The sequence below is a fragment of the Bacillus timonensis genome, from assembly GCF_004799755.1.
GTDB classification, from domain to species: Bacteria; Bacillota; Bacilli; order Bacillales; family Bacillaceae_L; genus Ferdinandcohnia; species Ferdinandcohnia timonensis_A.
In genome coordinates this window covers 1-23485 of the sequence record NZ_SLUB01000058.1, presented here as the reverse complement: position 1 = coordinate 23485, position 23485 = coordinate 1, and the positions used below count along the sequence as shown (strand labels likewise).

Sequence of the window (23485 nt, the reverse complement as noted above, 5' to 3'; positions counted from 1 at the left end):
AGATGTGTATAAGAGACAGTTTTTAAGAATATCAAGTAGTACAATTGATTTTATATCTATACTTTCATCGTTAACAAACCATTCTATTTCTTTAAGTAGTAAATTTACTAATGTCTTATTTCCCTCGTTTATATTGATTTGATTGATTAATTCTTTAATTTCAGAGAAGTCGTAATCCTCTATACTGTCTATGAATTTAATATCAAGAAGGAGAAAACCTTGGAGGTACAATTTTTCAATAAGTTTTTTAAATACTGAAGTAGTAAAAATGATTTGTCTATATCCTTTTTCATAAGCTTGATCCAGAATATTTCTGTAACTATTTTGGTTATAATCATATTCAAACAATTCAAGTTTATTTTTATTGTCGTCTATAAATAATTTGAATTGTGTTGACATGATAAAACCCTCCTATTTTATTCATTATAAACTCCTAGATTAGATTTACCCTAATAATACCAATATAAAAATGATGCTGTCATTATTTTATGATTAATAAACTGAAAAATTTCATACTTTATATAATAACCCTCTAAAAATATATTATTCGACAATTTCATTAAATTTCCTTCTCTTTATTTAGAATATAAAATAAAATAAAATAACAGATCATTTAGCCATATAATTTCCCATTTCTTCTAGTTTGTTCCATTCTGGCATACCAAATAGCCTTGATATTTATGCTCTAAATTAATTTTCAAAAAACGAATGCTACATTCACTTATATACGGGAAATTATATAGGAAATAGAGAATTGGCGTACTTTCATGTCAATTTCACCTTATTCTTTTCCTCGAATTCCTTCAAAGCTTCAGCAACAACTTCGTCTTTGTTACCTGCTTTTGTGACTCTTACTCCTCCGTGCCCCCATTGTGTTGGCAATACAAACACATCAATTTCACCATTAGCCATCTCTGCAATAGTCAAGTTTACCATTGACTTAAACTCTTGAATTGCAGTTAGTTCCTTAATTTCCATGTTTTCAATCATATTATCATCCGCTTGAATTGGATTTTAAGTCTGGAAAGGATTAAATGCAGTTAAGATTGTCACACTTTTCAAAGGAATTTTAATAACAAATAATTTGACACAAAAAGATGTATAGTAAATACACAATTAGTTATCGGAAATATTTGTCGATTTTTGTTGAATTTAGGTTACTTTTGTCTTATTCTAGATAAGGAAAAATAATTATATTTGAATTAGCTATACGATAAAGGCAAACTTATCGAAAGATAAGGACGCAAAGCCACGAACCTAAAGCAATCTTGCAATGGTAGTCGGGTTACCGAAATTAGCGGAGAAAAGATGACTCCCGTTTTATTTCGGTCTAGTCATCTTTTTTTATTCAGAAATTTAGAATGAAAGGGGTGATTACTAAAAATGATTAAGAATTTGATTCAAAATGAATTATTTTCACACTTTTTCCAGCCCATTATTGATATTCAGACATGGACTAGGATAGGATTTGAAGGACTCCTTAGAACCTCACATTATGTAAATCCCGAAGAAACTTTTAATGTTGCAAAAACAGAAAAACAGCTCTATGAATTAGATTCACGGTCTATTCACAAAGCTGCTTTCTCCTACCATTCAGCAGGATTTTCCAAAAAGGACGGCTATTTGTTTTTGAATGTATTTCCATCTACCCTTACAAACACAAATTTTCTGCCCTTTATAAAGAGAATTATCACCGAAAACAAATACTTTAGTCAACAAGTCATTCTTGAAATAAGTGAAATGGAAACAATTACCGATTTTTCAAGTTTAAAAGAGAATATTGCCAAACTTAAATCAGAGGGTATTAGATTTGCTATTGATGATTTGGGAAAGGGAAACTCAAATCTACAATCAATAATTGAATTAGATCCTGGCTTTATTAAATTGGATAAGTATTTTTCCGTTAACTTGTGGAAGGATACTAAAAAACAAGAATTTATCAAAGCAATTCTTTGTTACACAAATAATCATGATATTAAATTAATCTTAGAAGGAATCGAAACCGAAATGGACTTAGCGGTCGCAAAAGCCATTGGTGTTAAATTTGGTCAAGGCTATATTTTAGGAAGACCTAAAGCTCTTAACGTTATCTAAATGAGGTGAATTAATTGAATTACATAGTTTTATCCCAAACTATGATATTAATATTTTTGTTAATTTTATTTCTAAGAGATGAACGAAGATTAATAAAGCAAAACCGATTAATTTAGTCTTTAGAGAAAAATAATAAATCATTGAAAAGTAAATTGGTAAAATCCAATAAGTTTAAACCATTAGAAAAAAGAGATTCTTATAGAATTGGACTTCCTGGAATAGAATGCACATTTACTCTTATAGATTTTAGCAACAATTCTTTAGGAGCATTAAAGAATAGGTCTTTTAATGGAATGATTAATGATATTAGTATTGGTGGACTAAAATTTCATTCTTCATATGAATTTCCCGTTAAACACAATATTATAATGAAAATGAACTTTACCTTCCATGGTGAAGTATTCGAATTAAAAGGTAAAATTATCAGAAGAGAAGATCATATTAAAGGTAAGTCAGTTTCATATGGCGTACAGTTTGTTGATTTATCTGAAAATGACATCAAAAGGTTAAACGTAACAATACACAATTATCAAGTAACACAAGGGAATAAAACAAGTTAACAAATATTGCTAGCCCTCACCATTAGCGTGAGGGTTTTTAAAATTTTAAAATAAAAAAGCCCCAACTCTAAAGAGACAGGGCTTATTAAAAGAAAAAATCTAGGCTTGATATTAGTTTATCCTCAATTAATTTTAATTATTCAATTGCTTATTTATGCGACTCTACCCAATGTTCACGGTAAACTGCCATAACTAAGGCGAAAGCTTTCATAGTGTTGTAATCAACTATTCCATTTTCATATCCAATGCGCTGCTCTTTTTGGAATGATTTAACCGCATTTTCTGTTGTAGAAGTAAACGTATTTTTTCCCGATTATCACAACGAGTATGGCCTGTTACCGCAAGAAAATAGTGAATTAATCGAACAACATCACCTTTATCTCCAAGCTTTGCAATTGGTGCTGTTGAAGTGTAATATTTTTCTGCCACTTTTAGTGCCTCCTTATTTTTATTTAAATTCATTTTTGCTTTTACCCGATTTTTAAAATGGATAAATTCTTTTGAGTCTTTCACCCAAGGTGCTGGACAGTTTTTATGAGTTACATATAATGACGAACAATGTCCTTAAGTGGATCCCATTTAAACATCTTGTTAAGCTCCGCGAATACATCTTCAGTTCGTTTAATTGTATCAGCATGTATTGATCCGTCTTTCTCTTGACACATTTCAACACTGATAGAAAGATAATTTGCGTTAGGCTTTAATTCTGGAACACCTCTAAAAGTACCATCATTAGCAGCAAACGCAACTTCATCTAATGGGATAATACATCGTGCTTCATTCCTATCTACAAAGATATGAGCTGAAGCATAACGACGTTTCTTTACTGGTAATCTTTCGTTTAGATCGATTAGGGACTTACCAAAATAGGTAACGTGGTTTTTCGCTGTGGCTCCTGGGTTGGCTGTAAAGTGAAGGATCCCCTTAACTTTTCCTTTTAATTTTGTACCAGGGCGTGAATATTTGTTGAGTTTGATAAAATCGTTTATCCATACAGCCATCAATAACACCTCTCCCTTCAAATAATAAAAAGCTACCTCAGATGAGATAGCTTACTTCTTCATTAATCTTTGTGCTTTTAATGCATTTTCCTTAAACTGTTTAGATTTTTTTGTAGTATAAGTATTTTTCCATACTGCATATACGTTTACCACAAGAGCAGCAAATGCAGACAAAACTAAAACCAATGCATTTATGCTTTGCTCGTTAAACCAATCAAATGAGATTCCGATCGTCCCAAAGAAAAATAATAACGCAGTTAGAAAACCACCTAATAATGTAAAAATGTCCTTTTTCATAATCAAATCTCTCCCTTACTTTCAATATTATCTAGCCTTTTGTGAGCTTGCTTGCTTGATTCCTCAACCCTTGTTACGCGTTCGCCTAAGTGATTCAATGCTTTTTCATTGGCTTTTGAATCAATTCGAATATCATCAACCCCTTTTCGAATATAACCAAGTTCAGCCTTTAATTCTGCACTCTCTTGACCATCTGATTTGATGGATTTAGCTTTGTTAAGCGAATAAGTTTGGAATGCAATTATAAGTGACAAAACTCCAATCAAAAACCCTAGTTCAACTGTCAAATTCTCCTCACCCTTTCAAAGCAAAATAAAAAGCCCTATTCTTCAGGACTTTGCTCAACCTCTTCTGTTTGTTCTTGTTGTTTTCTCATTCCCTCTAGTTCCTGTTTCAAAACAGATACCTCACTTTGAACATTATCCAGCTGCTCCTTTAGGGCTTCGTTCTCACTAACTCTTTTTCCAAACTCTTGTTTAAGTGTGGTTATCTCAGCCTGTCTTTGTGTGGCGAGGGCAAAATGAATAGCCCTTTCTTCACTTAATCTAGCATTCTGACTAATTAAGTCCTGGACAATTAAATCATAATTGAGTTGTTCCAAGATTCTTCCTCCTCTTTTCCGATTCTTTCTCGCGCTTAAATTTCTCAACTTCTGCTTTTCCACCTAACACTTTTATGCTTTTTCCATTTGAAACTTCGGTAGTTTCGATTCGTTTTTCACGCTTAAACCAGTGCCCCTTGTTCATCTATTGATTCCTCCATCGAATACTTGATCATATTATCGTAATAAGCACCTTCGTACCAATACGTTCTCCGATGATACGAGCGTCACACACTCCTTCCCCCTGGATAACGAAATAATCATATCCCTTCTCGACCACGACTCCATTGTTCAGAAACACAGCGAATACACCATTTACTGATTTCGCGAATCGTTCATCAAGCAGCACTTTTACACCGTTTTTGGTTAACTGAATATCGAATTCAATAGTTTCCAATAATACTTGTGGGCTATCTATCGGTGACATACCGAGTGTTTCACCGTCAATCTCAATCGAACCACCTGACTTGGATCCATCAGCCTGGAACGTATGTCTTGCGACACCATTTGCATATATAGCAACTTGCCCATCTTTGCTCAAGCGAATTTGTGAACTATCTGAGTCAGGTCCAAACATCCTAATATATGTTGCATCAGCACGAAGTGTGGCTCGCCCACCAATGAGTAAATTTGAGTTAGCCCGTATAACACCGGTATTTTCATAGCCAAGGTATAAATCTCCTCCAACTGCGTTAACTATAACGTTTCCGTTACTCATATCTGCAAGCATCCGTTTGGAGGTGTCATGTACACTATAAATGTTTCTCGCTGTAAATAAATCTGTTTTTATAATGCGGCTGTCTATCCCATCATAGTAAGAAACCTCATACATGCGTGTATTTGGGTTATATAGGAATGAGTGGGTTTTTACTGTGGCATCTTGTGCCATAGCTTGTCCACTTAATCCTCTAAGTCCATATGTTATATTTTCACCGCTGTATTCCCCTTGGAGCTTTAAGTTGCCACTTTCTAGCGTAGCACGACCTAATTCCTTCGCCTCGCCCATGCGATAAACAGATACTACTCCACTAGTTAAGTAAGCATGACTCACATCTGTAAATCCAGCTATTGTTTTGTAGCTGTGGACATTATCCTGCTTAACTTCGATGTTCCCATTTGTTCCGCTGGTAGCGAAAGAGCCCCCTATAATTTCAACACCTGTTAACTTACCAGCTGTAACCTCACCTAGATCTGCAGCAAGAGCACTTAACTTTGGAACACTAAAAACATCAGCCATCATTTTAGATTCAACCCATTCAGTACCAGACCATTTGAAAATACCTATTATTTTCCCACTTGTATCTGTCTTAAACCAAGTTGCATTAGTCGCTGGGTTACTTGGTGCAGTTGTGCCCATGTGAGCAATACCGTCTTTACCAGCTGGACCTTGAGGTCCTTGTGGACCTGTGTCACCTTTAGCACCACTCGGTCCTTGGATACCTTGTGGACCCCCAGGTCCTTCCTTCCATATCTGCTTGGCTTCGTCCCAACGTTTCCAAACATCTTGTGTAGGATCAGATGTATCAATCCATAGTTTGCTTTTATCCTCAGGGGGAGTATTCCCTCTATGAATCTCTGCTTTCGCACTCCAAGCATTTGCATTCCTAAAGAGAAGTGCCTGTAGATCCGTTATCATTTTATCTTTCGTAATTTTAATTTCGTTGTAATTACCAAAATGGAATACGTCCTGGTCTTTTCTTGTGTAGGAACGTTCGACCTCTCGTACCCGCGCTTCAAGATAAATGGGTGGATTAAATTTTTCATCTTTGATTCTAAGAATCATACCTTTACGTAGTTTCTTATGGTCATATCCCATTCTCTCCAAAGCATTTCCAGTAGCTTTGTAGGTAAAAGACTATCAATATGAGTTTTTAATGCCTTTTCAGTAGCGTCTTTTACCTCTTTTGGTGTAGGGGTGCCACCGGAATTCGATTGATATTGGAAGGTACCAAATAAATGCCCTTCATCCGGTGACCAGCGTTGGCGAGCTTCTTCATCCCCGACCCATTTGACACCATTATTTATACTTTCAAAAGTGACAAATTGTCCGTCTTGGTCGCCCATTCCAATACCGTAAAGGGCAGTAAATACATTCGCGGTTTCTTCAGTACAAGTGATTCCAATCAAGTCACGTCCCATTATGAGCTCTTGACCGCTAAACGCTACAGTCGGCTTAAGGAAATCTACATATCGACCTGATACCTTGCTCCCTTTAAACTCAACTCTGAATCGTAATTCCACCTCAAAAGCACTTGCAAGCTGGTGCAATGATTTTAAACAGCTCATGTATTCCTTAATGTGCACAGTACGAGAACCAGCAAACTCTGTTATACCTCGTTTCCACTTGGTACCCATCAAGAACTCATCTGCAGCAGTATTAATTGTGGCACCTTGTAGAGTAATTGGTTCTATAATTTTTGAGGTGCGTAGATCTGAAATGTGTTCAGCTTCCGCTTCAATTCTTTTTTCCCTGCCATTATGAGAATCTTGTTCGACCTTTTCGATGACAAATGGAATAAAATTGCCGTCTAAGTCCTTAATTACTACCTTGTTTTTATTTACAAGATAAGTTTCACCCTGTTCATCAATTGTCGTAAAGTTATAAATCCCGTATGCATTTTTTACTTTTTCATGATGTTTGTCATTCCAGTAAATTTTCCCTTTAGGAGTCTCATTTGAAAGGGTAGCAACAATATTATCGTTTTTGTCTAACACATGAATCATTATAACCACCTCGGACGATAAATCATTTCAACAGTAGCAACACCTTCTGGTAGTATCTTGATTTCAGTTTCTCCTTTTCCAAGAGCAAAGTAGTTCGCTGCAAAATCCTTTTCATACAAAAAGGGCTCACCATTTTTTGTGATGTTCCCTTCTTCATGATTAAATTCAATTATGTCTCCTGCTTCAGCAATGTAAGGAATCTGCTGATCAGCAGGATTATTAATTTTGTACATTCGTACTTCTCTAACCTGTTGATCAGGAGTTTGACTACTGCCGTGAGCCGCTATATGAATTTCTACTTGAGCAACTCTTTGCAAATACTTACCTTCTGTATCTTCAAAACGAATCGTTCTACGAGCGTAATGGCTACCATCTGCAGCTTGTTTTGCAATATAGGCTGTAAATATATTGCCAACACGTTGCAAGCGTAACAAGCCCCTAAAATCATTCCATACTCCTGGGTTATTTCCCTCTTCGTAGATAATATATTTTCCAACATCACCATTATGGACTGAAATATATCCCTGATTCAGCTCCATACCAGTCTTTGAATCTCGCATTCCCAGCCGTGCTACAACAGCATTATTTTCATCCAATAAATAAAATTCGACTCTGCCTACTCTTGAAGAGTCCTGGCTACTTTGTAAAAGGTACCCTTCAAATCGAAAATCTTGTAAGGGTTCAGAAAAGCTTTTCTTTAGTGCTGGACCATGCCATCCACTACCGGTACCATAATCAGACGCAACAAACTCATTTCCATCTGAAATCATGGTACCAGCTACTTGACCGTTCAATACGGTGGTACCATTTGTCCAGCCTACTGTATTCGTCAGGGAATCTTTTAATATGGTTTGTTCTTTAACAACCTCAATTTCTTCTACATCTACAGGAGAACCAACCATCATGTAATCATCGGGAGTTATAATTGATAGAAAAGTTGTTGGTTGGTTTATAGTTGCTCTAAAGGTAGGAAAGGTCACATCGGTTCCATCGTTTTTAAAGATAGTGCCATCTAGAACAGGAATTGATTTTTCATTACCGTACATGGTACCATCCGGAATAACAAAGATGAGCGTCCCTTCACCCAATGTTGCTATTTCTTTCAAATCCACTGATCCATCCAAAATCGCTTGGCCAAATCGATCTACTTCTTTATCTGTTTGAAATTCTTCCGTTTTCTTTGTTAATAACCATAATTTTAAAGAATCTAATAAACTGTTATACTCTTCTTGGCTATCTCCTTGGATGGTTATATCGATTTTTTGAACAATAACATCTTCGTTAATATCCTGTAGGTACGCACCTTTCCTATTAGGTACTCTCACAAATGTCAATGAACGAGGAGCTGAAAAAGGACGATGTATTTTATTTACAATTAAATTTGGAAAGGTACTACTATGAATATCATTAAATTTAAATCCATACATTCTTAATCCCCCTCAGCTCTTGACTCTTTAGCCTCATTATTTCTTTGTTGCTCAGTCACGTGTGGCTCTATAACCTGTCCAACAGTTCGCTCATCCATTATGATTGTTGCATTAAAGCCTCGAGCGATTCCACGTTCAATCTCGCGAAGCAACCGAATAACTTCTAGATTAAACGATTCACTATTTCCACTGTTACTGGTAAATCCCTCATCAATCATTCTGAATAGATTGGCTTGTTGAGCTTCTGTTAGAACTAATTCATTTTGCAACAATCGTGCATCTATCTCATTATGCATAGGTGCGTTTTTAAACATTTCCAGAAATGAAGGGGATCCACCATTATGGAATTTAGGTAAATAGTCCATCAATCCCGGTATAGCTGGTCCTCCTTGGTGTCGTAACAATGCCATGGCATTACGACCACCACTTGTAGTAATCGTTACATTTTTATTGACCGATCTACCTAATTCACTGTTCAATAACCCTGCTTCAGAAATAATATTTTTCACGCGGTCACGAACAGTTTCTAAATTACTAATTTGTTGATCTATTGCTTTGATTCCCTCTTTATACTCTTCGGTGCTTTTATAGGCTTCATTTGTATTTTTCTCCATGTTAGATTTTTGAAATTGAAGCTTGATTATTTCTTGTTCAACTGTCCTCAAACCTTCGCCTTTTTTGGCATTAATACCAGCTTGCTTCAATTCAATGTCAATTAATTGGTTAAGGAGATCTTCTTGGCCTTTAATGGTTTCGTGAGTCTTATCAAGGGAAGATTGTTTTGTTTTCACCTCTTCAGCAAGCTTATCTACTTTCCTTCCTGCATAGTCAAGATCTTTTTCTAATAGCGTTAGTTCCATTCCTTTGTCAGCAATCATTTTTTCTGAATATTTATCAGAATTCCTTTGCATTTCGTTATATTCTCGACGTACTTCATTAACCTTAATTTGAAGTTCTTCAACATTCTTTAATTGAGCTTCTTTATCTTCGTTTAATTTGTTAATACTTAAAATTAATTGTTTTTCCTCTTTTAGAGCATCCCTATATTCTGTTGAAGTAGCTTGCATGTCTAATTCAATTTGCTGTTTTAAAGATTCTGCTAGCTCTTTATTGAAGTCTTTTGCAGCATCAACATTATCCAATAATGCATTCCCTTGTTTCGTGATTTCCACCGTTGCATCTGGAACTACTTCGATTATTTCATCATTCAAATCTACTAATCGTTGCAACTCATCAGCTGACAATCCCGATTCTTTTTGAAGCTTTGCCTGCTCATCTTTTAATCTTGTAATAATTTCTGGATCAGTAGTTTTACTTATTTCAGAATTAATGTCTACAAATCTGGCTAATTCATCATTAGATAATTTGTTTCTTAACTGTAATTGTTCATATTCCTCAATATTAGAAGCTAGGGTATCACTTAAATCTTTTTTAGCTAGAATAGCTTCTAAATCAACTTCTCGAGCTGCAGCCATTTCCGTAGTAACACCTGCAATAAGTCCACCTATAATGGATAATCCTGCAATTAACCAACCTGCCGGACCCATTGAAACCATTAAACCTCTTACGGCTATAGCCAATTTGCTAAGCGTTGTGATTGTTAATGCGATTGCGGTGGCAGTTCCAGCAAAAGCAAGACCTGACTTAACAGTTGAACTATCCATTTCTGTAATGGTTTCAATAACTTTAGCGCCATGTCGAACAACTTCCGTGAATAACGGAAGAAACTCATTACCTAGTTTTATTCCTGCAGTTTCAAGGGCTCCCGTGAATTCTTCATAAGCACCTTTCAAGTTATCCATCATCACGTCGGCAGCTTCTTTAGACGCACCCTCCGAATTTCTTAATGCTTCAGTAAACTCATCTAACCGATCGACTCCTCCATCAATGATTGCGATCATTCCTGATGCAGCTTCTGTTCCAACAAGTTTTGCAATGGTTGCTAGTTTGTCAGCCTTTGTCATGCCCTCGGTTGATTTTGTTAAATCCTTTATCATCTGAGACAACGTTTTTGCATTGCCACTAGAATCTTTTATGGAGAAACCAAGTTTTTTCATAAGTTTTTCCTGCTCTTTTGCAGGATTATTAAGAGATAACAAGATGATTTGACGTAATGATGTCCCTGCTTGTGACCCTTCCAGACCACTATTTGTCATGATCCCTATCGCAGCTGCTACTTCCTCCATACTTATGCCTAAAGAGTTTGCGATTGGCGCCGCGTACTTAAAGGCATAGCCCATATCGTCAACGCTTGCTGCAGAAACGTTGGCAGCCATTGCAAGGACGTCTGCTACTCTAGTAGCCTCGGAAGCTTCTAATTGGAATGAGTTTAATGCTGCAGCTACAATACCAGCTGTGGTCGCTAAATCACTTCCTGCTGCCTCTGATGCGGATATAACACCAGGCATAGCTGCAATGATTTCATTGACATTGAATCCCATCGCTGCCATATCTTCCATACCAAGTGCAACTTCGGAAGCAGATTTGGAAGTGGATGCACCTAAATCCAAAGCAGATGCTTGTAGTCTTTTAAACTCCTCACTTGTAGCACCCGAAATAGCTTTAACCCTTGACATTTGTTGTTCAAAGTCAGCTGCTGTTTTTACACTTAATCCAATACCGGCAACCATTGCAGCACCTATAGCTAAAGAAGCTGTTTGGATTCTGTTTAGATCCTCTTCAAGGTTGTGGGTACTTTTACTAGCCTTCTCGACTTCTTTTGTAAGCTTATCGATTTCCTTACTATCCAGACCTAGTTTTTTAAGTTCATCTCTGACTTCACTAAAATCCTTTTCGAGCAATTTAGGATTAGTCTTTTTTATTTTTTCGGTAATCTTATCAATCTGAGAGGAGGACAGCCCTACGTCTTTTAATGCTTTGTGTAAGCCATCAAAACCCTTGTTTGTATCTTTTGCTTCTTTACCAGTTTTCTTCATTTCTTCCCTGGCTTCATTCATTCCCTTTTTAAATTGCTGGGCTTCAAGCAAGAGCCTAGCTCTTAAATCCCCTAAATCCGTTGACATAGTGTACCTCCTCTCTATCTCCTGTTAACACCCATATTGGTGAGCATTCGAAGCTCCTCAAACTTTTCACGACTGAATTGGTTTTCTGTTGGGATAGCGTCCTTTGGAAAAACTTGATTCATTAATTTTTGATATTCATCATCGGGCATATAACGGCTGTTAGTTGCTAATCGAACCATGATTTGTTCCAGCAACCCCGTATTTTTTTCTTTTGCTTTATCCTCTAAAATGGCAGGTAAATCAACCATGTAGTATTCGTTTTCTAACGCTTTTTGGGATACTCCCAATGTCATTGCAGCACGTCTCAAAAATTCATCTGTTGAAATAGAAGAGCCCTCTACTCCTTTGCTTTTTGGGGTAGAAGGCTCTTGACGTTTTTTACTGTGTCTTGAAGATTATTTTTTTGAATAGTTCTAACTAAATATTTTATAATTTCATCTAAGCCAGCATTTTTATTTAAATACTCTTGATCAATACCACTTAGGACTGAGACTATTTGTACTACCTCATCCATTGCGATTTCGCATGCTTGAACGACATACGGATAAAAGTTTTCCTTTGGGGCAAGCAACACTTGCACGATTAATCCTGGTAACTGATCTATGGTCGAAAAAAGCTTTTTCCACATGGCGGGTGTCAGCTTTTTAACTTCAACCTTCTTGTCCCCCAGGTATAAACTATTTTCATTAGTTAGTGCATTTTTAAATTTATTGAGCACTTTTAAAACCTCCATAAAAAAGTGGAGAGCTTATGCCCTCCACATAATTTTAAGCTGGAATTACAACAGCTTCATCGCCTAAAAAATAAAGTAACCCATCAGTATCCGGATAGCCCACGAAAGTAATATTTGCTACTCGTTCATTATCGGAGTTGTATGTCCATTGAACTTCTGGTAAAGGACTTCCGATTGGGATTGTAATATAGTCATTTGCTGTTGTTCCCGGACTTGTTGGTTTTACAACTACCTTTTCAGCAGCTTTTAATAAATCTAAGCCAGCTTTCGCATAAACGTTTAAACGTCTTTTTACATTTTCCGGATCCGTAACATCTTCACCATATTTACTACCTGGTGTGACAGTCCCAAGCTTTTTCAAATCATTAAGTGCAAAGGGCACTACTAATTGACATGTTCCGCCCTTTAAAATGGACTTAACAGGTGTATCCCCGAATTGGTCTACCGTGATGTCTTGTTTAGAAAAGTTGGCACTAAACACGATACCTCCTTTTGTAATATCAAAAAGAGTTGGATCTGTATCTCCGAATTCAACTTCGGCCGGACCAATTGGTACATTGATAATCTTTTTTTCTGTTGCCATGTTTTCTAACTCCCTTCTTTAAATCGGTTGTAGCTTAAATCTAAAGTTTGTTGAAAATGTAGGTCTATCATGAATGTCTAAACCAATAGGAATCGGATTGCTCTGCATAGAGCGGCTTACATAAACATAATTCTGACCAATGAGATAATGGTTTTTATGTTCTAAAAAGTCGATTAACCTCTTTGCTTCTTGTTCGGTTTTGTCCATTTGCGTAGAATCACTTTTGTAATTCTTACCCTTTACGATTATCTGAAAGGTAGGATATTGAATTGGCAAGTCAGGATCTGCTTCACTTCCACCGGTGCCAAACACAAAAAGAGCCGGTAGTTGGCTCTCATCTAAATCAGGCATGAAGTTTGCATCTGGATAAACATTGAATGTTTGACTTACTAAATAATCAATTAATTCTTTTCCTCTCATCACTTCACCTACTTAAATGAGAGTGCTTTTCTTAATTCTTCAATAATTAACTTCTCATTGATTTTAATTGCGTTTTCTAAATATTTTTTACCAGGCATATATCCTTTATATGGTGGTTTACTGTCGGTTTTAGGGCCGGGCTTTTTCATGTAAATAACTTTACCTTTATTTTTCCCTTTTTTCACTACACGAAAGCCTTCATGTTGAACAGTCGCATAATGGCTCACTTCAGGACTCACACCAAAGTCAATATACCTTCTTTTTAATTCCTTCTTGACTTCTCCAACAACTAAAGCTGCTTCTAGATCACCTGATAATAAAGGAGCTAACTTATTAGCGTCTGCAATGACCTTGTTTGCCAAGTCAGTTAGTACTTTATCAATCTTCTCTTCCATTTCTTTCTCGATACGATCCAAATCTTTGATTGCAGCTTCAATTCCATCTATGGAGAATATCTCACGACTAGCCATATACAACGACTTTCTTTATTTTTTCAGTTCCAATTACTTTCTTAGGTTTTATTGCCTTTACATCGTACCGTATTTCCTCACCCTGATCGTTTGTGTAAAGGAAATAGTCTTGGATTTTAACTTTCTGAGGACCATCAAAGTGAATCTGTGCTAATGATTCGACCTCTTCGCCTTGGTCATTTTTGATTACTTTTTGCCTCTTCTACTACCTTTGCATTTTTGGTAATAGAATCATATTTTGATACTCTACCCCAAACATCGAGAACAGCTACTTGGTGTATAACCTTTGCTGGATATCCAAATAGACTCATAGCAGCATCCCTCCATCGAGAGTACCCTTTGATTCCTCTTCCTCAATTTCATATAAAGGAGCACCCAAGATGTCACGAACATCAGGAGCAACCCGGTCACGAGAACCAAATTCAATCCTGTCTCCATCTTCGCTGATATGTTTGAGCCCTTGCTTTTGATATTTGAGAACCGGATCCAATCCTTGCAACTCCTATATAGCTTGCAATCCAACTGTCTCATCAGTGAGAACTACTTCTGGGTACCATTTTTGTAGGTTACGTCTAGCTTGAACTACAGCAATATCCTTTTTAGTAGCATCGTCCCATGCCTTTGAATCTAGGACATTATCTTTTATCCATTGATCAACGGATTCTACTGTAGGCATTTACTTCACCTACTTCTTTTCTTTTTCTTTATTAGCATCCTCTTCGGTCTTTTTCCTTGCCTCAGCTTCTGCCTTTTGTTTTTCTTCTGCTTCTTTCTTAGCGAGCTCTTCAGCTAATTTCTTTTCCGCTTCCTCAGCTTTGCGACGTGATTCAGATTCTTCATCCACTCTCGCAACGCCAAACTCAATCAAACGTTCTCCATCTTCTTTCTTTACCCTTTTGATCGAATCACCATTATTAAACCATTTCCCGTTATGTTTTACGCTTCCTAGTGCGATTAAATCCATTACATTCACCCTTTCTAAAATAAACTAAAAAGGGCGTCAGCTAAGCTGACACCCAAGCAATTAGATTACAGTCGCAGAAACTACGGAGTCATTGAACCCGAATGAAGGGAACGCAAAATTTACCCCAATTGTTTCAATACGAATTGGATGCTCATTAATTTTACGGAATACAAAGATACCATTAGAATCTGTCTTTTCAGCCTGAATATCCGAAAGCATTTCCTCTGTAGATTCAGCCCATAAGTAATGACCAAGCGCGCTGTCCGGTAGCATTACAAATCGATTTTGTGGTGCCATGCGAATTGTTGAGAATGATAGTTTACCATTTGACAATGCTTTGTTTTCCACACGAGCTTGAGTATCATATTGAACAATCTTAGGTAATCCTAACGAAGCAAATAGGCTGTCCAATTGTGCTTTATTTAATTGTGGTGGATTTGCAGTGCCAGATGGATCACCAAAGTATTGCTTACGAACATTAGTGTTCTGCAATAAGTATGAAATAACCTGACGAGAAGCTAATGCACGAGTAAGGTTAATTCCTTTATCTTGCATTGTTCCAACCCATGTTTGAATATCATCAATAGGATTTGAATTTGCTGTGTCACTCCATAAATCAGTTCCACTCAGTACAGGCTTTTGATCATTACCGTATCCAAAATCTACAGTTAACTGAACTCTACCTTCTGTATATGCAACTTTACCAGTAGAAACAGCTTGCATTGCAATCCATTCTTTACGAGCTTTGATAGCATCAACTGCATAATCAGCATCATTTAATTGAGTACGTCGGATTTCAGCGACCTCGTTGTTGTGTAATTGACCTTGAATGAGCAAGCGAACAAGTTTTTCGTCCATCGCTCGACCACGTTGAATTTTTGGAATTTCAATTCGTTGGCCGGTCATTCCTTCACGGCTACCGTACTCAACTTGTGTACCAAGTTCGGCGATTTGCGCCATTACTGGAAGGCGGGAACCCTCACGGATAACATCTACATTTAATTCTGATGTTTCGTGAGCTGGGAATAATAAATCATGTAAATAAGTATTTGGTGTTGCTAGATTTCGAGAGTAAACTAATAGCTCCTCACCCGAAAGTGCTTGTTCTAACGTTAATAATTCTGGCATTTATATCATCCTTTCGATATTTGTGTAATTAAAAACCATCTCGTTTATAACAACGAAATGGTTTAAGCAAATGTGATATTAGGCATTTTTCCTTTTAATGTTGCGTCAACAGCAACCGGAATACGTTCTGAAATAACTTTAGCTACCTCATAACCACCGGTTACTACATCACCATCAGTAACATCAATAGTATGCTTCAAGAGTACTGATGGATTTTCACTTCCATCTGCACCAGCAGAATTATAAGGAACATACTTTCCACTCGCCATTTTTGATACTGGCTGTCCCTTTTTTAAGATTTTCTTTCCATCAACTGCAGCTACAGCCGCTGAATCAATTGTAATTCCATTAACTACCTCACGAACGACCTCATATGAAGCTAAGATTTCATAAGAATCTTGCACTTCAAATTTTTCTTGTGGTTGTAAACGCATGTACTATTCCTCCTTTAAATTAAGCCCATGGATTATAAGCTGTTGTTTGTTGTGCTCCACGTGTTTCAGCAAGCTTTTTAATTCTTTCAAGAGATTCCTTTTGGTTAGGTGGATTATTTGGAATAACAGCACCAAAACCACCATTACTACTTTGTTGCTTAAGTAGATGTGGTTTTTTCTTTGCTAATGCTTCGAGAGCTTCTTTTACACCTGAGATGTTACCTTTTTCATCTTCTTTAACCTGGGTTAGATCAGCAAGTGCTAATGCATCCTCCCAGTCTGCGAATCCGAGTTCGTTCGCAATTACTTTAACCTCGGAATTTACTAATCTTTTGAACGTCTTCTCACGTTCTTCTTTTAGTTTGGACTCGAGTAAAGCATCAACATCGATAGGGTCAGTTTTCTTATCCTTATCTTTGTCTTTGTCTTTATCCTTGTCCTTATTTAAGGCAGCTTCCATTGCTTCAACTGAATCATATCCTAGCTTTTGGGCTAGTTCCTTTTGTGCTTTCTTTTCTGCCTTAGACACCCTAGTTTGGACAATTTTATTAACATCGTCCTGGGTAAAGGTTTTATCCTTTGGTGGGTCGTTAGGGTCTGGATCTGCTGGTGGCGGATCGTTCGGTTCCCCGGCAAAGAATTGAAGATTAAGTCGCTGAAATGGAATAAATTCCTTTTGCTCCTCCTTTTTCTTTTCAGTGGCAAAGAGTAACCAGATTGAAGCTAATAAAACACGAAAATAACCTACGAACCTTTTCATGTGAATCCTCCTAGTTTTTAGCCATAGTAGGCTTTTATTTTCCGTGATGTTCTTTTACGCCTGCAGCACGTAAAAAGGCAAATAAAAACACCCTCAATAAGAGGATGCCTACTTTATTTTTTCTATTTCATAGATTCTAGTTTTTTTATTTGGAATCAAGTGTGTCCGATACGAGTTTTCAGCTTGTCTATGAATGTAATTTTCCTTGATATCTACCACCTTAAACTTATGATCTCGGTCATTATGGTTTAGGTGAACAGAATCCATTAATATCATCACATTTTTATTTTCAATCATAAATAAGTAAATCTCACGAGCTGTGTATTCAGCATTTAAATCTAAACTTTTTGGAACTTCATCCTCATAATATGACATTTTGATACCTCCCTTTACTAGATATGTTCTAGAGAGAACCAATTATTTCCTTCTTTTAACTCTTAATCGATTGTCCTATTTTCCTGTAATCCTCCTGCCATTCATTGTACTTCTTGGTGTTTCTCGCCTTTTGACTGGCAAACGTCTTTAAATCCGGCATATCTGGCATTCTAGATTTGTAACGGATCCATTGGTTACGCGTTTCGTTTTGTCTGGACTTTTCTTGTTGCAGCTGCTCATATTTACGGATATTTAATTCAGTTCGATTGTCTGTAAAGGGACGATTGGAATCATTGATTGCTTTTTCGATTTCATCCTCATCGTGGTATCTTTCTACCCATGGAGTAGCATTGTGAACGCAATGCCCATGATAAGGTGGTCTGATATCAAGCTTAGGGAATCGTTTGTCTTTACCACTAACGGAGTAAACACGACCTTGATATTGTGCGCATCGTTCACATGTTACTCCCACAAAATTTACATACACAAGGTCTTCACCGTTATCAACCATACGATTAATTGAACCATCTACATGCGCCTGTCGTTGGTGGTAATGGATCACATTTGCAATGTACTTTTCTACAGGCATCTTAGTGCCATTCTTATAAATAATACCTGTAATGCCTTTGTTATTAAGCTCCGCTATAGCATCCTTCGTTGCTTTCCTTCTAGATATCCCCTGAACCAATGACCGTTCATTTGCACGACGCACGATAGTTTCTATTCGTTCTTTAACATCTGCAGACATATGATCAGTTGCTTCTAAAATTCTGTAAAAAACCTCGTACAATATTTGTTGAACTGCTTCTTGATGAATAACAGAAGTTAAAGACTTTTCAACCTCATCCACACCTTGTGAAATTAGTTGATTCACTGCCTCATTTGATCCATTAAGATAGGAATCTTCAATAATTTCAGTAGCCAACTCTATACCTTGCTGTTGAAGTTCCCTAATAATGCTTAGAATCTGCTCCAACAATTGCTGTTGCTTTCTTTTGGCTATCCCATCTTCCAAGCTATTAATCTTTAGGCGTATTTCCTCGCTTGCAACAGTGTACAATTTTATGAGTTGCTCAGTTTTCGTCATTCATCTTCACCGGTTATATTAGTTTTAGGTGGTTGAACATAGTTTGGAGAAAAACTGTTTATGGCTTGCTCTTCCTGAATCTTTTCAACTTCAGCAAGAATAGCATCTTCTGACCAATCTGGATGTAAATTTCGAATGGTTGTTTCCAGCGATTGAACACCGCCTTCGTATTTCTTAATTTCTTCCTCATCTTTTTCAGATTCGGCTTTTGGTAGCATATCAGCCCATTCTACAACTGGGTCACTTACCGGATAGTTTGTGCCACCCAATGCATTTTCTAAGATAACGCTCTTTCTAATTGCGTCCTTTATGGCTGCATCAAACTTATCTTTTATAGCTTCAGCTTTAATAACTGACTGGATCCACTCGTAAAGGATAGCGATGGCAGAACGACCCCCACCATCAGTATTAACACCAACAGCTTGAGCAGATGTTTTAGAAATAGCTAACATGTAATCTATTAATCTTTGGACATGTTTAAAGGACTCATCTATTTTTGCATCCCATGTGATGTACATTGGGACAGCTCCGTTTTTCTCGTCGTAACTAACAACCTCTAGATCAGCATTACGGACAAATCTATCCCCATAATACTTTTGATTTTTGCTGGCCACCGTATCCCAAAGCGCTCGAGGGATAGCGAGTTTTGGTTTTCCGTGCTTCTCAAATACAACCGAGTCTCTTGTGATGGTCCAGTTGATCTCTTCCTGAATCATGTCGATATTTCGAAGCCCTGAACGCCCTCGGGGAACAAGTAACGTTTCATCATTCGGGATATAGCCGCACATGAGCTCATTGACATTATTGAGTATTTGGTTATCCGGAATAGTCAGCCCATACAGACTTGCGTATTCCTTTATGTCTAACTGCTCTTTAACAGTTTCGCCATCCATAGAAAAAACCAACTGCTCGATTAGCAATTGGTTGTCGTTGAGTCGTTGTCTTTCGACTCTTAGGTATTTATCTTTGTTTCGTGTTTCCACCCATGGAATGTCAGCTCCTTTACCGTCCTCATGCTCGAAATACAAGTCAGCAGGTTTCCATTCAAACCAGGTACCTTTAGAATCTCTCCTGATACGATAAGCAACACCGCCATCCACCTGATGTTGGACGATTGCGGCCCATATATTTTGATTAATTTTGGATGCCTTTTCTACATTCTCAACAAATTCTAACAAACTATTATCCTTTTCAGTATCTGCAGAAATATTCCCTAATGACCGATTAATCAGATCGGCGGGAAGTTCAGCGATGACAGATGAAAAGTTAGCGACAACATAATAACTTACTGCATGCTTCTGGGCTAGCTTTTCAGCATTTCTCTTAAAGTAAATTCTTTTAGACTTCCTGTACTGGTTCTTTAAGCTCTGTACAGTCTGTTCTGCAAATGACTGAGCCCTCGGGAAAATATTCTCATGGTTCCCTTCGTAAAGGTCACGGAAATAATGTATTTGGTCAATTTCCTCATCAAACGGTGGAGGAGGAAACTTCTGATTTGTGTAAACAATTGTCATGTTGTCACCTCGCTTTCTTTATCAGCTGTTGTCTAATTTAAAGAGCACTTTATATTCCTGTTGAAGCTTTTTGATTTTCTTTTTGTTTTCATTCATTTCGGCATGGATTTTTGTAGTACGCTCTTCTTCAAGAACGTCATCCATAACAACTTTAGGAATTTCCTTTCGCAATCGTTGCTGCTCTTTAACCAGTACATTGATTTCGTCACTCTCGGCATGGAAAGGATACTTTGCTAAGCAATTGGGACAAACAAAGTAATGCACATAAACTTTCCCTTTATCACCATCTGTATATAGATTTTTCTTCGTCTTTTTTACCTTAATTGGTTTAGAACATTGATCACATATACAGTTTAGTTTTGATGCATCCATACTAATACCGCCTTTCTTACCATCCAGATGGACGTTGATTACTGTATTCCATTTCCGGTCTGCGTAATGGCTCAGCTGAATATCTAAGTGCTGCCATCGCATCATCAAATACTTCAACTGGTTCGTCTAGGTAAAGCCCTGTTTTCTTATCCTTTTTCCATGACCATTGTTGAATTTCCTTTGCCGTATTTACACAGTTCGGATGGATATAAATCTTTCGCTGCTTCAAGTAATCAATCTGAGCTTGAACGCTACCTGGTTCTTTCACAACAGCCGTTGCTCTGTAACCGGCATTATTCCACATTTGAATACGATCCGGCTCTGCAGAATCACAGTACATGGTTAAGTATTTGTTTAAACCTTGTCTATCAGCTAACTCTATAATCTCACTTGTATCCATTTCGTGTACATATATTTCATCACAAATATAAAAATCGCCGTCTTTAACACCGACGGTAAGAATAGCATTGGCATGATTGAATCCAAAGTCTTGCGCATGATGCATGGTGTCAAACATAGAGAAAGATGTGTCAAACTCTTGAACTATGAAGTTCTTAAGAATAAGACCACCAGTTTCTCCCCAATTACCTAAACCATAAATCTCATAACCTTCTGGATCCTGCTCTTTCCTCAACATCATCCGTCGATGGTAAGCATCGTCAATAAATCGATTCTGCAGATAGGTTGAATGGTGAGTAAGAACATCTTGGTTCACGATATCGAAGTATTTCCGCTTTATCCAGTGCGTAGCTGACACAGGGTTGAATGTAAAGGTGATCTGATAGTAAAGGTTAGGGTTGGGTAAAATACCCCGTAAACGGTCATCTAAGATGTCTACGTAAGACTCTTGTAACTCCGTTGCTTCCTCAATCCAAATCCAAACTAATTTACCATGAGCAAAGTTAATGGATTTGAGCTTTTCACGGTCCCTTGCATCATTAACCCCACGAAAAATAACCTCGTTACCAGTAACGCGGCTTTTTAATGATAAAGGAGATTGACGCATTTCCCAAAACTCTTCAGCTCGTTCTCCATATATTCGATTGATAGCACCTGTTAATTCAGCGTAGGTACTGTTACGGTTTGTTTCGTTAACCTTACGGACACAAAGCAAATTAGCCCCAGCATACTTTGGATCACTAAGCTTTAAAATATAGTCCTGAGCAATGTTTACAGACTTACCAGAACCAGCACTACCCCTTAAGGCTCGATAACGTTTTTTTGTTCGGTTAACCTCTTTGAAATGCTTATTGAATGGGACAACGATTTTACTCATCGTCATCATCGTCTCCATAATCAATTTCAATGAGTAGAGGTTCTTTGCCTGGACCCTTTCCAATCTTGTTTGTTTCCGCCTTGATTCTTTCTGTTTCAGCCTTAAGCTTTTCTTCCTGCAGCTTACGTTTCATGGAATCCGGAAGCAATTCAAAGTATTGAGCTAGTTTATCAAGCGCCCTCATGCGATCTTCCAGTTTGATTGATACACCATTTTTACCTTGTTTAACCTCGGAAATGATAGTGCCATCAACAACACCAGATTCTTTGAAATCAACATAGTTAACTTCTTGCATGATTGGATTTCCATCGTCATCTTCTAATGGACCAAAAGCGCCAATTACAGGAACATCTTTTTGGCCGAATGTAAGAAAGTCATTAATGTCAGAGAATGCTATCTTAATGTATTTATTTAGCACATCCATTGCTTCAACGAATACACCATTTACCATGTCTTTCTTAATTTCTCTGATTTGCGCTGCTACCTTAGCATTTTTAAGCAATCTATTTCCTTCAACATGTGCGCCTATTGGTGAATATCCGGCATTTATTGCTGCTTGCGTCGCATTGAAGCTTTTAACATAATAAAGGCAGAATAACCTTTGTTTTTCAGTTAGTCCACTATCCTCAAGAAAATTATCCAGGTTCAATTCATGACCTGATGTATCATCCTCTTTTAATTGCATCCTTTTTGGAGAGTTCGCAACCTTTTCCCTTTTGGTTGCATCCTTTTTCGTCGGATCTCTTGACCATCCTTCACGGCTCTTTCTGCTTTTCAAAGTACCTAGCTTAATATCATATTTCTCGGCTAGTGCCTTTAAGGTGATATTGGTTGATTCATATTCTTTTTTTACTACTTCCCAATTCATCTACATTAGCACCTACCTCCAAACAGTAATAAAAAATTAATATTTCATGGTAATTTTCTGGGAGCAATCGGTTCCTACTGTAGTTACAGTTTCACCAAAGGCTAAATGATTTTCTTTCAACACTTGATATAAAACTATACTAATCCTATTAATCATTTCCTCGTCTTGCTCTTCAAACCCAGCTTCATGGAAACAAGCGTGAAGGAGCTCATGAACCAATACTTGCTCTTTTCTGTCCTGGTTTAAACGATCATCTATCTCAATCTCAGATAAGCTATAAAGTACATGACCAAGTAATCCATGCTTCTGCTCAAGTCCATGCTTTTCAGTAACACTATATTCAATTCCAGCAATTTTAACTTTATTTGGTATCATAAGGCTGCCTCCTAATATTTTTGGGCATAGAAAAAAGCATCTCTATAAGAAATGCTTTAATGCTCTTTATTAAACAAAATCCATATAAAATAAATGATTGTTACAACGATTATTACTGTAAAAAACGATGACCAACTAAAAAATAGATTAGATATATAATTTGATGTATTGAAATCATTACCTTTCCTAAAGAAAGCATATATAAAAAATATAAAAATGTATAACATAGGTGTAACTAAAACCCCGAGTAACACACTTATCAAAATTGAATTAAATACTTTTCCCATATTACACCTCCAGTTTATGTATCGGTTAAACATGGAATAATTCAAATTAAAAAGCACCCCGAAGGATGCTTTAATATTTTATGCTTCATAAATTACTAATGCAGAATAGATA

33 protein-coding genes, 1 pseudogene and 1 riboswitch are annotated in these 23485 nt (G+C 37.0%); of the genes and pseudogenes, 2 read left to right on the top strand and 32 right to left on the bottom strand.

Annotation, left to right across the window (positions count from 1 at the left end; translation table 11 throughout):
- Together E1I69_RS20595 and E1I69_RS20590 are read right to left on the bottom strand one after the other, a co-directional pair.
- On the bottom strand, positions 1-399 hold a 399-nt coding region (locus E1I69_RS20595; protein ID WP_136381427.1), incomplete at its 3' end, for a hypothetical protein.
- A gap of 366 nt (positions 400-765) precedes the next feature.
- Entirely contained in the window at positions 766-990 is a 225-nt protein-coding gene (locus E1I69_RS20590) for a hypothetical protein (protein WP_136381426.1), read from the bottom strand.
- 218 nt (positions 991-1208) lie between these two features.
- A riboswitch (cyclic di-GMP riboswitch) is annotated at positions 1209-1293 on the top strand.
- Between the two features lie 90 nt (positions 1294-1383).
- Here E1I69_RS20590 and E1I69_RS20585 point away from each other — a divergent pair.
- Both E1I69_RS20585 and E1I69_RS20580 read left to right on the top strand, forming a co-directional pair.
- Positions 1384-2094, top strand: a complete 711-nt coding sequence (locus E1I69_RS20585; protein WP_136381425.1) for an EAL domain-containing protein — start codon at positions 1384-1386, stop codon at positions 2092-2094.
- Positions 2095-2234: 140 nt separating this feature from the next.
- A complete protein-coding gene (locus E1I69_RS20580; RefSeq protein ID WP_136381424.1) occupies positions 2235-2654 on the top strand; it encodes a PilZ domain-containing protein in 420 nt (139 codons plus the stop codon).
- Positions 2655-2802: 148 nt separating this feature from the next.
- On the opposite strand, the pseudogene E1I69_RS25530 reads toward E1I69_RS20580, so the two are convergent.
- The 30 genes and pseudogenes from E1I69_RS25530 to E1I69_RS20450 all read right to left on the bottom strand — a co-directional run.
- Positions 2803-2910: pseudogene (locus E1I69_RS25530) on the bottom strand (hypothetical protein); the annotation flags it as partial.
- Positions 2880-3083 carry a hypothetical protein gene (locus E1I69_RS25085; RefSeq protein WP_242634660.1) on the bottom strand — a complete coding sequence of 68 codons (204 nt, stop codon included), beginning with the start codon at positions 3081-3083 and terminating at the stop codon, positions 2880-2882. The pseudogene E1I69_RS25530 and the gene E1I69_RS25085, both read right to left, overlap by 31 nt.
- Before the next feature lie 110 nt (positions 3084-3193).
- Positions 3194-3655: a peptidoglycan recognition protein family protein gene (locus E1I69_RS20570; RefSeq protein WP_278186180.1), complete on the bottom strand. Its 462-nt coding sequence runs from the start codon at positions 3653-3655 to the stop codon at positions 3194-3196.
- Positions 3656-3706: 51 nt separating this feature from the next.
- Positions 3707-3952: a phage holin gene (locus E1I69_RS20565; protein ID WP_136381423.1), complete on the bottom strand. Its 246-nt coding sequence runs from the start codon at positions 3950-3952 to the stop codon at positions 3707-3709.
- A gap of 2 nt (positions 3953-3954) precedes the next feature.
- The gene (locus E1I69_RS20560) at positions 3955-4239 is read right to left on the bottom strand and encodes a hypothetical protein (protein ID WP_136381422.1); all 285 of its coding nucleotides are present in this window, start codon (positions 4237-4239) and stop codon (positions 3955-3957) included.
- A gap of 35 nt (positions 4240-4274) precedes the next feature.
- Positions 4275-4553: a hypothetical protein gene (locus tag E1I69_RS20555; RefSeq protein WP_136381421.1), complete on the bottom strand. Its 279-nt coding sequence runs from the start codon at positions 4551-4553 to the stop codon at positions 4275-4277.
- Positions 4534-4698, bottom strand: a complete 165-nt coding sequence (locus tag E1I69_RS24505; RefSeq protein WP_154670427.1) for a hypothetical protein — start codon at positions 4696-4698, stop codon at positions 4534-4536. The genes E1I69_RS20555 and E1I69_RS24505 overlap by 20 nt, the downstream gene beginning before the upstream one ends.
- Before the next feature lie 27 nt (positions 4699-4725).
- A complete protein-coding gene (locus tag E1I69_RS20550) occupies positions 4726-6369 on the bottom strand; it encodes a hypothetical protein (protein ID WP_136381420.1) in 1644 nt (547 codons plus the stop codon).
- The gene (locus E1I69_RS20545; RefSeq protein WP_136381419.1) at positions 6333-7277 is read right to left on the bottom strand and encodes a phage tail spike protein; all 945 of its coding nucleotides are present in this window, start codon (positions 7275-7277) and stop codon (positions 6333-6335) included. The genes E1I69_RS20550 and E1I69_RS20545 overlap by 37 nt, the downstream gene beginning before the upstream one ends.
- Positions 7277-8704 carry a distal tail protein Dit gene (locus tag E1I69_RS20540; protein WP_136381418.1) on the bottom strand — a complete coding sequence of 476 codons (1428 nt, stop codon included), beginning with the start codon at positions 8702-8704 and terminating at the stop codon, positions 7277-7279. Before E1I69_RS20540 ends, E1I69_RS20545 begins: the two co-directional genes overlap by 1 nt.
- 2 nt (positions 8705-8706) lie before the next feature.
- Complete coding sequence (locus E1I69_RS20535; protein WP_136381417.1) at positions 8707-11727, bottom strand: phage tail tape measure protein; 3021 nt, start codon at positions 11725-11727, stop codon at positions 8707-8709.
- A gap of 14 nt (positions 11728-11741) precedes the next feature.
- The gene (locus tag E1I69_RS20530) at positions 11742-12020 is read right to left on the bottom strand and encodes a hypothetical protein (RefSeq protein WP_161974950.1); all 279 of its coding nucleotides are present in this window, start codon (positions 12018-12020) and stop codon (positions 11742-11744) included.
- 44 nt (positions 12021-12064) lie between these two features.
- Entirely contained in the window at positions 12065-12445 is a 381-nt protein-coding gene (locus tag E1I69_RS20525) for a hypothetical protein (protein WP_242634659.1), read from the bottom strand.
- 49 nt (positions 12446-12494) lie between these two features.
- Positions 12495-13043, bottom strand: a complete 549-nt coding sequence (locus E1I69_RS20520) for a hypothetical protein (protein ID WP_136381414.1) — start codon at positions 13041-13043, stop codon at positions 12495-12497.
- Between the two features lie 18 nt (positions 13044-13061).
- Complete coding sequence (locus E1I69_RS20515; RefSeq protein WP_136381413.1) at positions 13062-13463, bottom strand: minor capsid protein; 402 nt, start codon at positions 13461-13463, stop codon at positions 13062-13064.
- Between the two features lie 8 nt (positions 13464-13471).
- Entirely contained in the window at positions 13472-13933 is a 462-nt protein-coding gene (locus E1I69_RS20510) for an HK97-gp10 family putative phage morphogenesis protein (protein ID WP_136381412.1), read from the bottom strand.
- 176 nt (positions 13934-14109) lie between these two features.
- Positions 14110-14244 (bottom strand): hypothetical protein, encoded by a 135-nt coding sequence (locus E1I69_RS25335; RefSeq protein ID WP_278186179.1) that lies wholly within the window; start codon positions 14242-14244, stop codon positions 14110-14112.
- Positions 14241-14423: a hypothetical protein gene (locus E1I69_RS20505; protein WP_136381411.1), complete on the bottom strand. Its 183-nt coding sequence runs from the start codon at positions 14421-14423 to the stop codon at positions 14241-14243. Before E1I69_RS20505 ends, E1I69_RS25335 begins: the two co-directional genes overlap by 4 nt.
- A gap of 12 nt (positions 14424-14435) precedes the next feature.
- On the bottom strand, positions 14436-14609 hold the full coding sequence (locus E1I69_RS24500; protein ID WP_154670426.1) for a hypothetical protein: 174 nt from the start codon (positions 14607-14609) through the stop codon (positions 14436-14438).
- Positions 14610-14618: 9 nt separating this feature from the next.
- Positions 14619-14897, bottom strand: coding sequence for a hypothetical protein (locus E1I69_RS20500; RefSeq protein ID WP_136381410.1), 279 nt, complete (start codon positions 14895-14897; stop codon positions 14619-14621).
- 60 nt (positions 14898-14957) lie between these two features.
- Positions 14958-16025: a major capsid protein gene (locus E1I69_RS20495; RefSeq protein ID WP_136381409.1), complete on the bottom strand. Its 1068-nt coding sequence runs from the start codon at positions 16023-16025 to the stop codon at positions 14958-14960.
- Between the two features lie 62 nt (positions 16026-16087).
- Positions 16088-16459: a head decoration protein gene (locus E1I69_RS20490; protein WP_136381408.1), complete on the bottom strand. Its 372-nt coding sequence runs from the start codon at positions 16457-16459 to the stop codon at positions 16088-16090.
- Positions 16460-16478: 19 nt separating this feature from the next.
- A complete protein-coding gene (locus E1I69_RS20485) occupies positions 16479-17219 on the bottom strand; it encodes a scaffolding protein (RefSeq protein WP_136381407.1) in 741 nt (246 codons plus the stop codon).
- Positions 17220-17327: 108 nt separating this feature from the next.
- Positions 17328-17594, bottom strand: a complete 267-nt coding sequence (locus E1I69_RS20480) for a hypothetical protein (protein WP_136381406.1) — start codon at positions 17592-17594, stop codon at positions 17328-17330.
- Positions 17595-17649: 55 nt separating this feature from the next.
- Positions 17650-18681 (bottom strand): phage minor capsid protein, encoded by a 1032-nt coding sequence (locus tag E1I69_RS20475; protein WP_136381405.1) that lies wholly within the window; start codon positions 18679-18681, stop codon positions 17650-17652.
- Positions 18678-20195, bottom strand: a complete 1518-nt coding sequence (locus E1I69_RS20470; RefSeq protein WP_136381404.1) for a hypothetical protein — start codon at positions 20193-20195, stop codon at positions 18678-18680. The genes E1I69_RS20475 and E1I69_RS20470 overlap by 4 nt, the downstream gene beginning before the upstream one ends.
- A gap of 21 nt (positions 20196-20216) precedes the next feature.
- Positions 20217-20567, bottom strand: coding sequence for a hypothetical protein (locus E1I69_RS20465; protein ID WP_136381403.1), 351 nt, complete (start codon positions 20565-20567; stop codon positions 20217-20219).
- Between the two features lie 16 nt (positions 20568-20583).
- Entirely contained in the window at positions 20584-21843 is a 1260-nt protein-coding gene (locus tag E1I69_RS20460) for a PBSX family phage terminase large subunit (protein WP_136381402.1), read from the bottom strand.
- On the bottom strand, positions 21836-22711 hold the full coding sequence (locus E1I69_RS25330) for a terminase small subunit (RefSeq protein ID WP_136381401.1): 876 nt from the start codon (positions 22709-22711) through the stop codon (positions 21836-21838). Before E1I69_RS25330 ends, E1I69_RS20460 begins: the two co-directional genes overlap by 8 nt.
- A 36-nt stretch (positions 22712-22747) precedes the next feature.
- The gene (locus E1I69_RS20450; RefSeq protein WP_136381400.1) at positions 22748-23086 is read right to left on the bottom strand and encodes an ImmA/IrrE family metallo-endopeptidase; all 339 of its coding nucleotides are present in this window, start codon (positions 23084-23086) and stop codon (positions 22748-22750) included.
- Between the last annotated feature and the right edge of the window lie 399 nt (positions 23087-23485).

Bases quoted from the DNA above. Each gene is read 5' to 3' on its own strand.
- E1I69_RS20590 (WP_136381426.1), bottom strand. From the start codon at position 990: ATGATTGAAAACATGGAAATTAAGGAACTAACTGCAATTCAAGAGTTT.
- E1I69_RS20585 (WP_136381425.1), top strand. From the start codon at position 1,384: ATGATTAAGAATTTGATTCAAAATGAATTATTTTCACACTTTTTCCAG.
- E1I69_RS20570 (WP_278186180.1), bottom strand. From the start codon at position 3,655: ATGGCTGTATGGATAAACGATTTTATCAAACTCAACAAATATTCACGC.
- E1I69_RS20565 (WP_136381423.1), bottom strand. From the start codon at position 3,952: ATGAAAAAGGACATTTTTACATTATTAGGTGGTTTTCTAACTGCGTTA.
- E1I69_RS24505 (WP_154670427.1), bottom strand. From the start codon at position 4,698: ATGAACAAGGGGCACTGGTTTAAGCGTGAAAAACGAATCGAAACTACC.
- E1I69_RS20550 (WP_136381420.1), bottom strand. From the start codon at position 6,369: ATGGGATATGACCATAAGAAACTACGTAAAGGTATGATTCTTAGAATC.
- E1I69_RS20545 (WP_136381419.1), bottom strand. From the start codon at position 7,277: ATGATTCATGTGTTAGACAAAAACGATAATATTGTTGCTACCCTTTCA.
- E1I69_RS20540 (WP_136381418.1), bottom strand. From the start codon at position 8,704: ATGTATGGATTTAAATTTAATGATATTCATAGTAGTACCTTTCCAAAT.
- E1I69_RS20535 (WP_136381417.1), bottom strand. From the start codon at position 11,727: ATGTCAACGGATTTAGGGGATTTAAGAGCTAGGCTCTTGCTTGAAGCC.
- E1I69_RS20530 (WP_161974950.1), bottom strand. From the start codon at position 12,020: ATGACATTGGGAGTATCCCAAAAAGCGTTAGAAAACGAATACTACATG.
- E1I69_RS20520 (WP_136381414.1), bottom strand. From the start codon at position 13,043: ATGGCAACAGAAAAAAAGATTATCAATGTACCAATTGGTCCGGCCGAA.
- E1I69_RS20515 (WP_136381413.1), bottom strand. From the start codon at position 13,463: ATGAGAGGAAAAGAATTAATTGATTATTTAGTAAGTCAAACATTCAAT.
- E1I69_RS20510 (WP_136381412.1), bottom strand. From the start codon at position 13,933: ATGGCTAGTCGTGAGATATTCTCCATAGATGGAATTGAAGCTGCAATC.
- E1I69_RS25335 (WP_278186179.1), bottom strand. From the start codon at position 14,244: ATGAGTCTATTTGGATATCCAGCAAAGGTTATACACCAAGTAGCTGTT.
- E1I69_RS24500 (WP_154670426.1), bottom strand. From the start codon at position 14,609: ATGCCTACAGTAGAATCCGTTGATCAATGGATAAAAGATAATGTCCTA.
- E1I69_RS20500 (WP_136381410.1), bottom strand. From the start codon at position 14,897: ATGGATTTAATCGCACTAGGAAGCGTAAAACATAACGGGAAATGGTTT.
- E1I69_RS20495 (WP_136381409.1), bottom strand. From the start codon at position 16,025: ATGCCAGAATTATTAACGTTAGAACAAGCACTTTCGGGTGAGGAGCTA.
- E1I69_RS20490 (WP_136381408.1), bottom strand. From the start codon at position 16,459: ATGCGTTTACAACCACAAGAAAAATTTGAAGTGCAAGATTCTTATGAA.
- E1I69_RS20485 (WP_136381407.1), bottom strand. From the start codon at position 17,219: ATGAAAAGGTTCGTAGGTTATTTTCGTGTTTTATTAGCTTCAATCTGG.
- E1I69_RS20480 (WP_136381406.1), bottom strand. From the start codon at position 17,594: ATGTCATATTATGAGGATGAAGTTCCAAAAAGTTTAGATTTAAATGCT.
- E1I69_RS20475 (WP_136381405.1), bottom strand. From the start codon at position 18,681: ATGACGAAAACTGAGCAACTCATAAAATTGTACACTGTTGCAAGCGAG.
- E1I69_RS20470 (WP_136381404.1), bottom strand. From the start codon at position 20,195: ATGACAATTGTTTACACAAATCAGAAGTTTCCTCCTCCACCGTTTGAT.
- E1I69_RS20465 (WP_136381403.1), bottom strand. From the start codon at position 20,567: ATGGATGCATCAAAACTAAACTGTATATGTGATCAATGTTCTAAACCA.
- E1I69_RS20460 (WP_136381402.1), bottom strand. From the start codon at position 21,843: ATGAGTAAAATCGTTGTCCCATTCAATAAGCATTTCAAAGAGGTTAAC.
- E1I69_RS25330 (WP_136381401.1), bottom strand. From the start codon at position 22,711: ATGAATTGGGAAGTAGTAAAAAAAGAATATGAATCAACCAATATCACC.
- E1I69_RS20450 (WP_136381400.1), bottom strand. From the start codon at position 23,086: ATGATACCAAATAAAGTTAAAATTGCTGGAATTGAATATAGTGTTACT.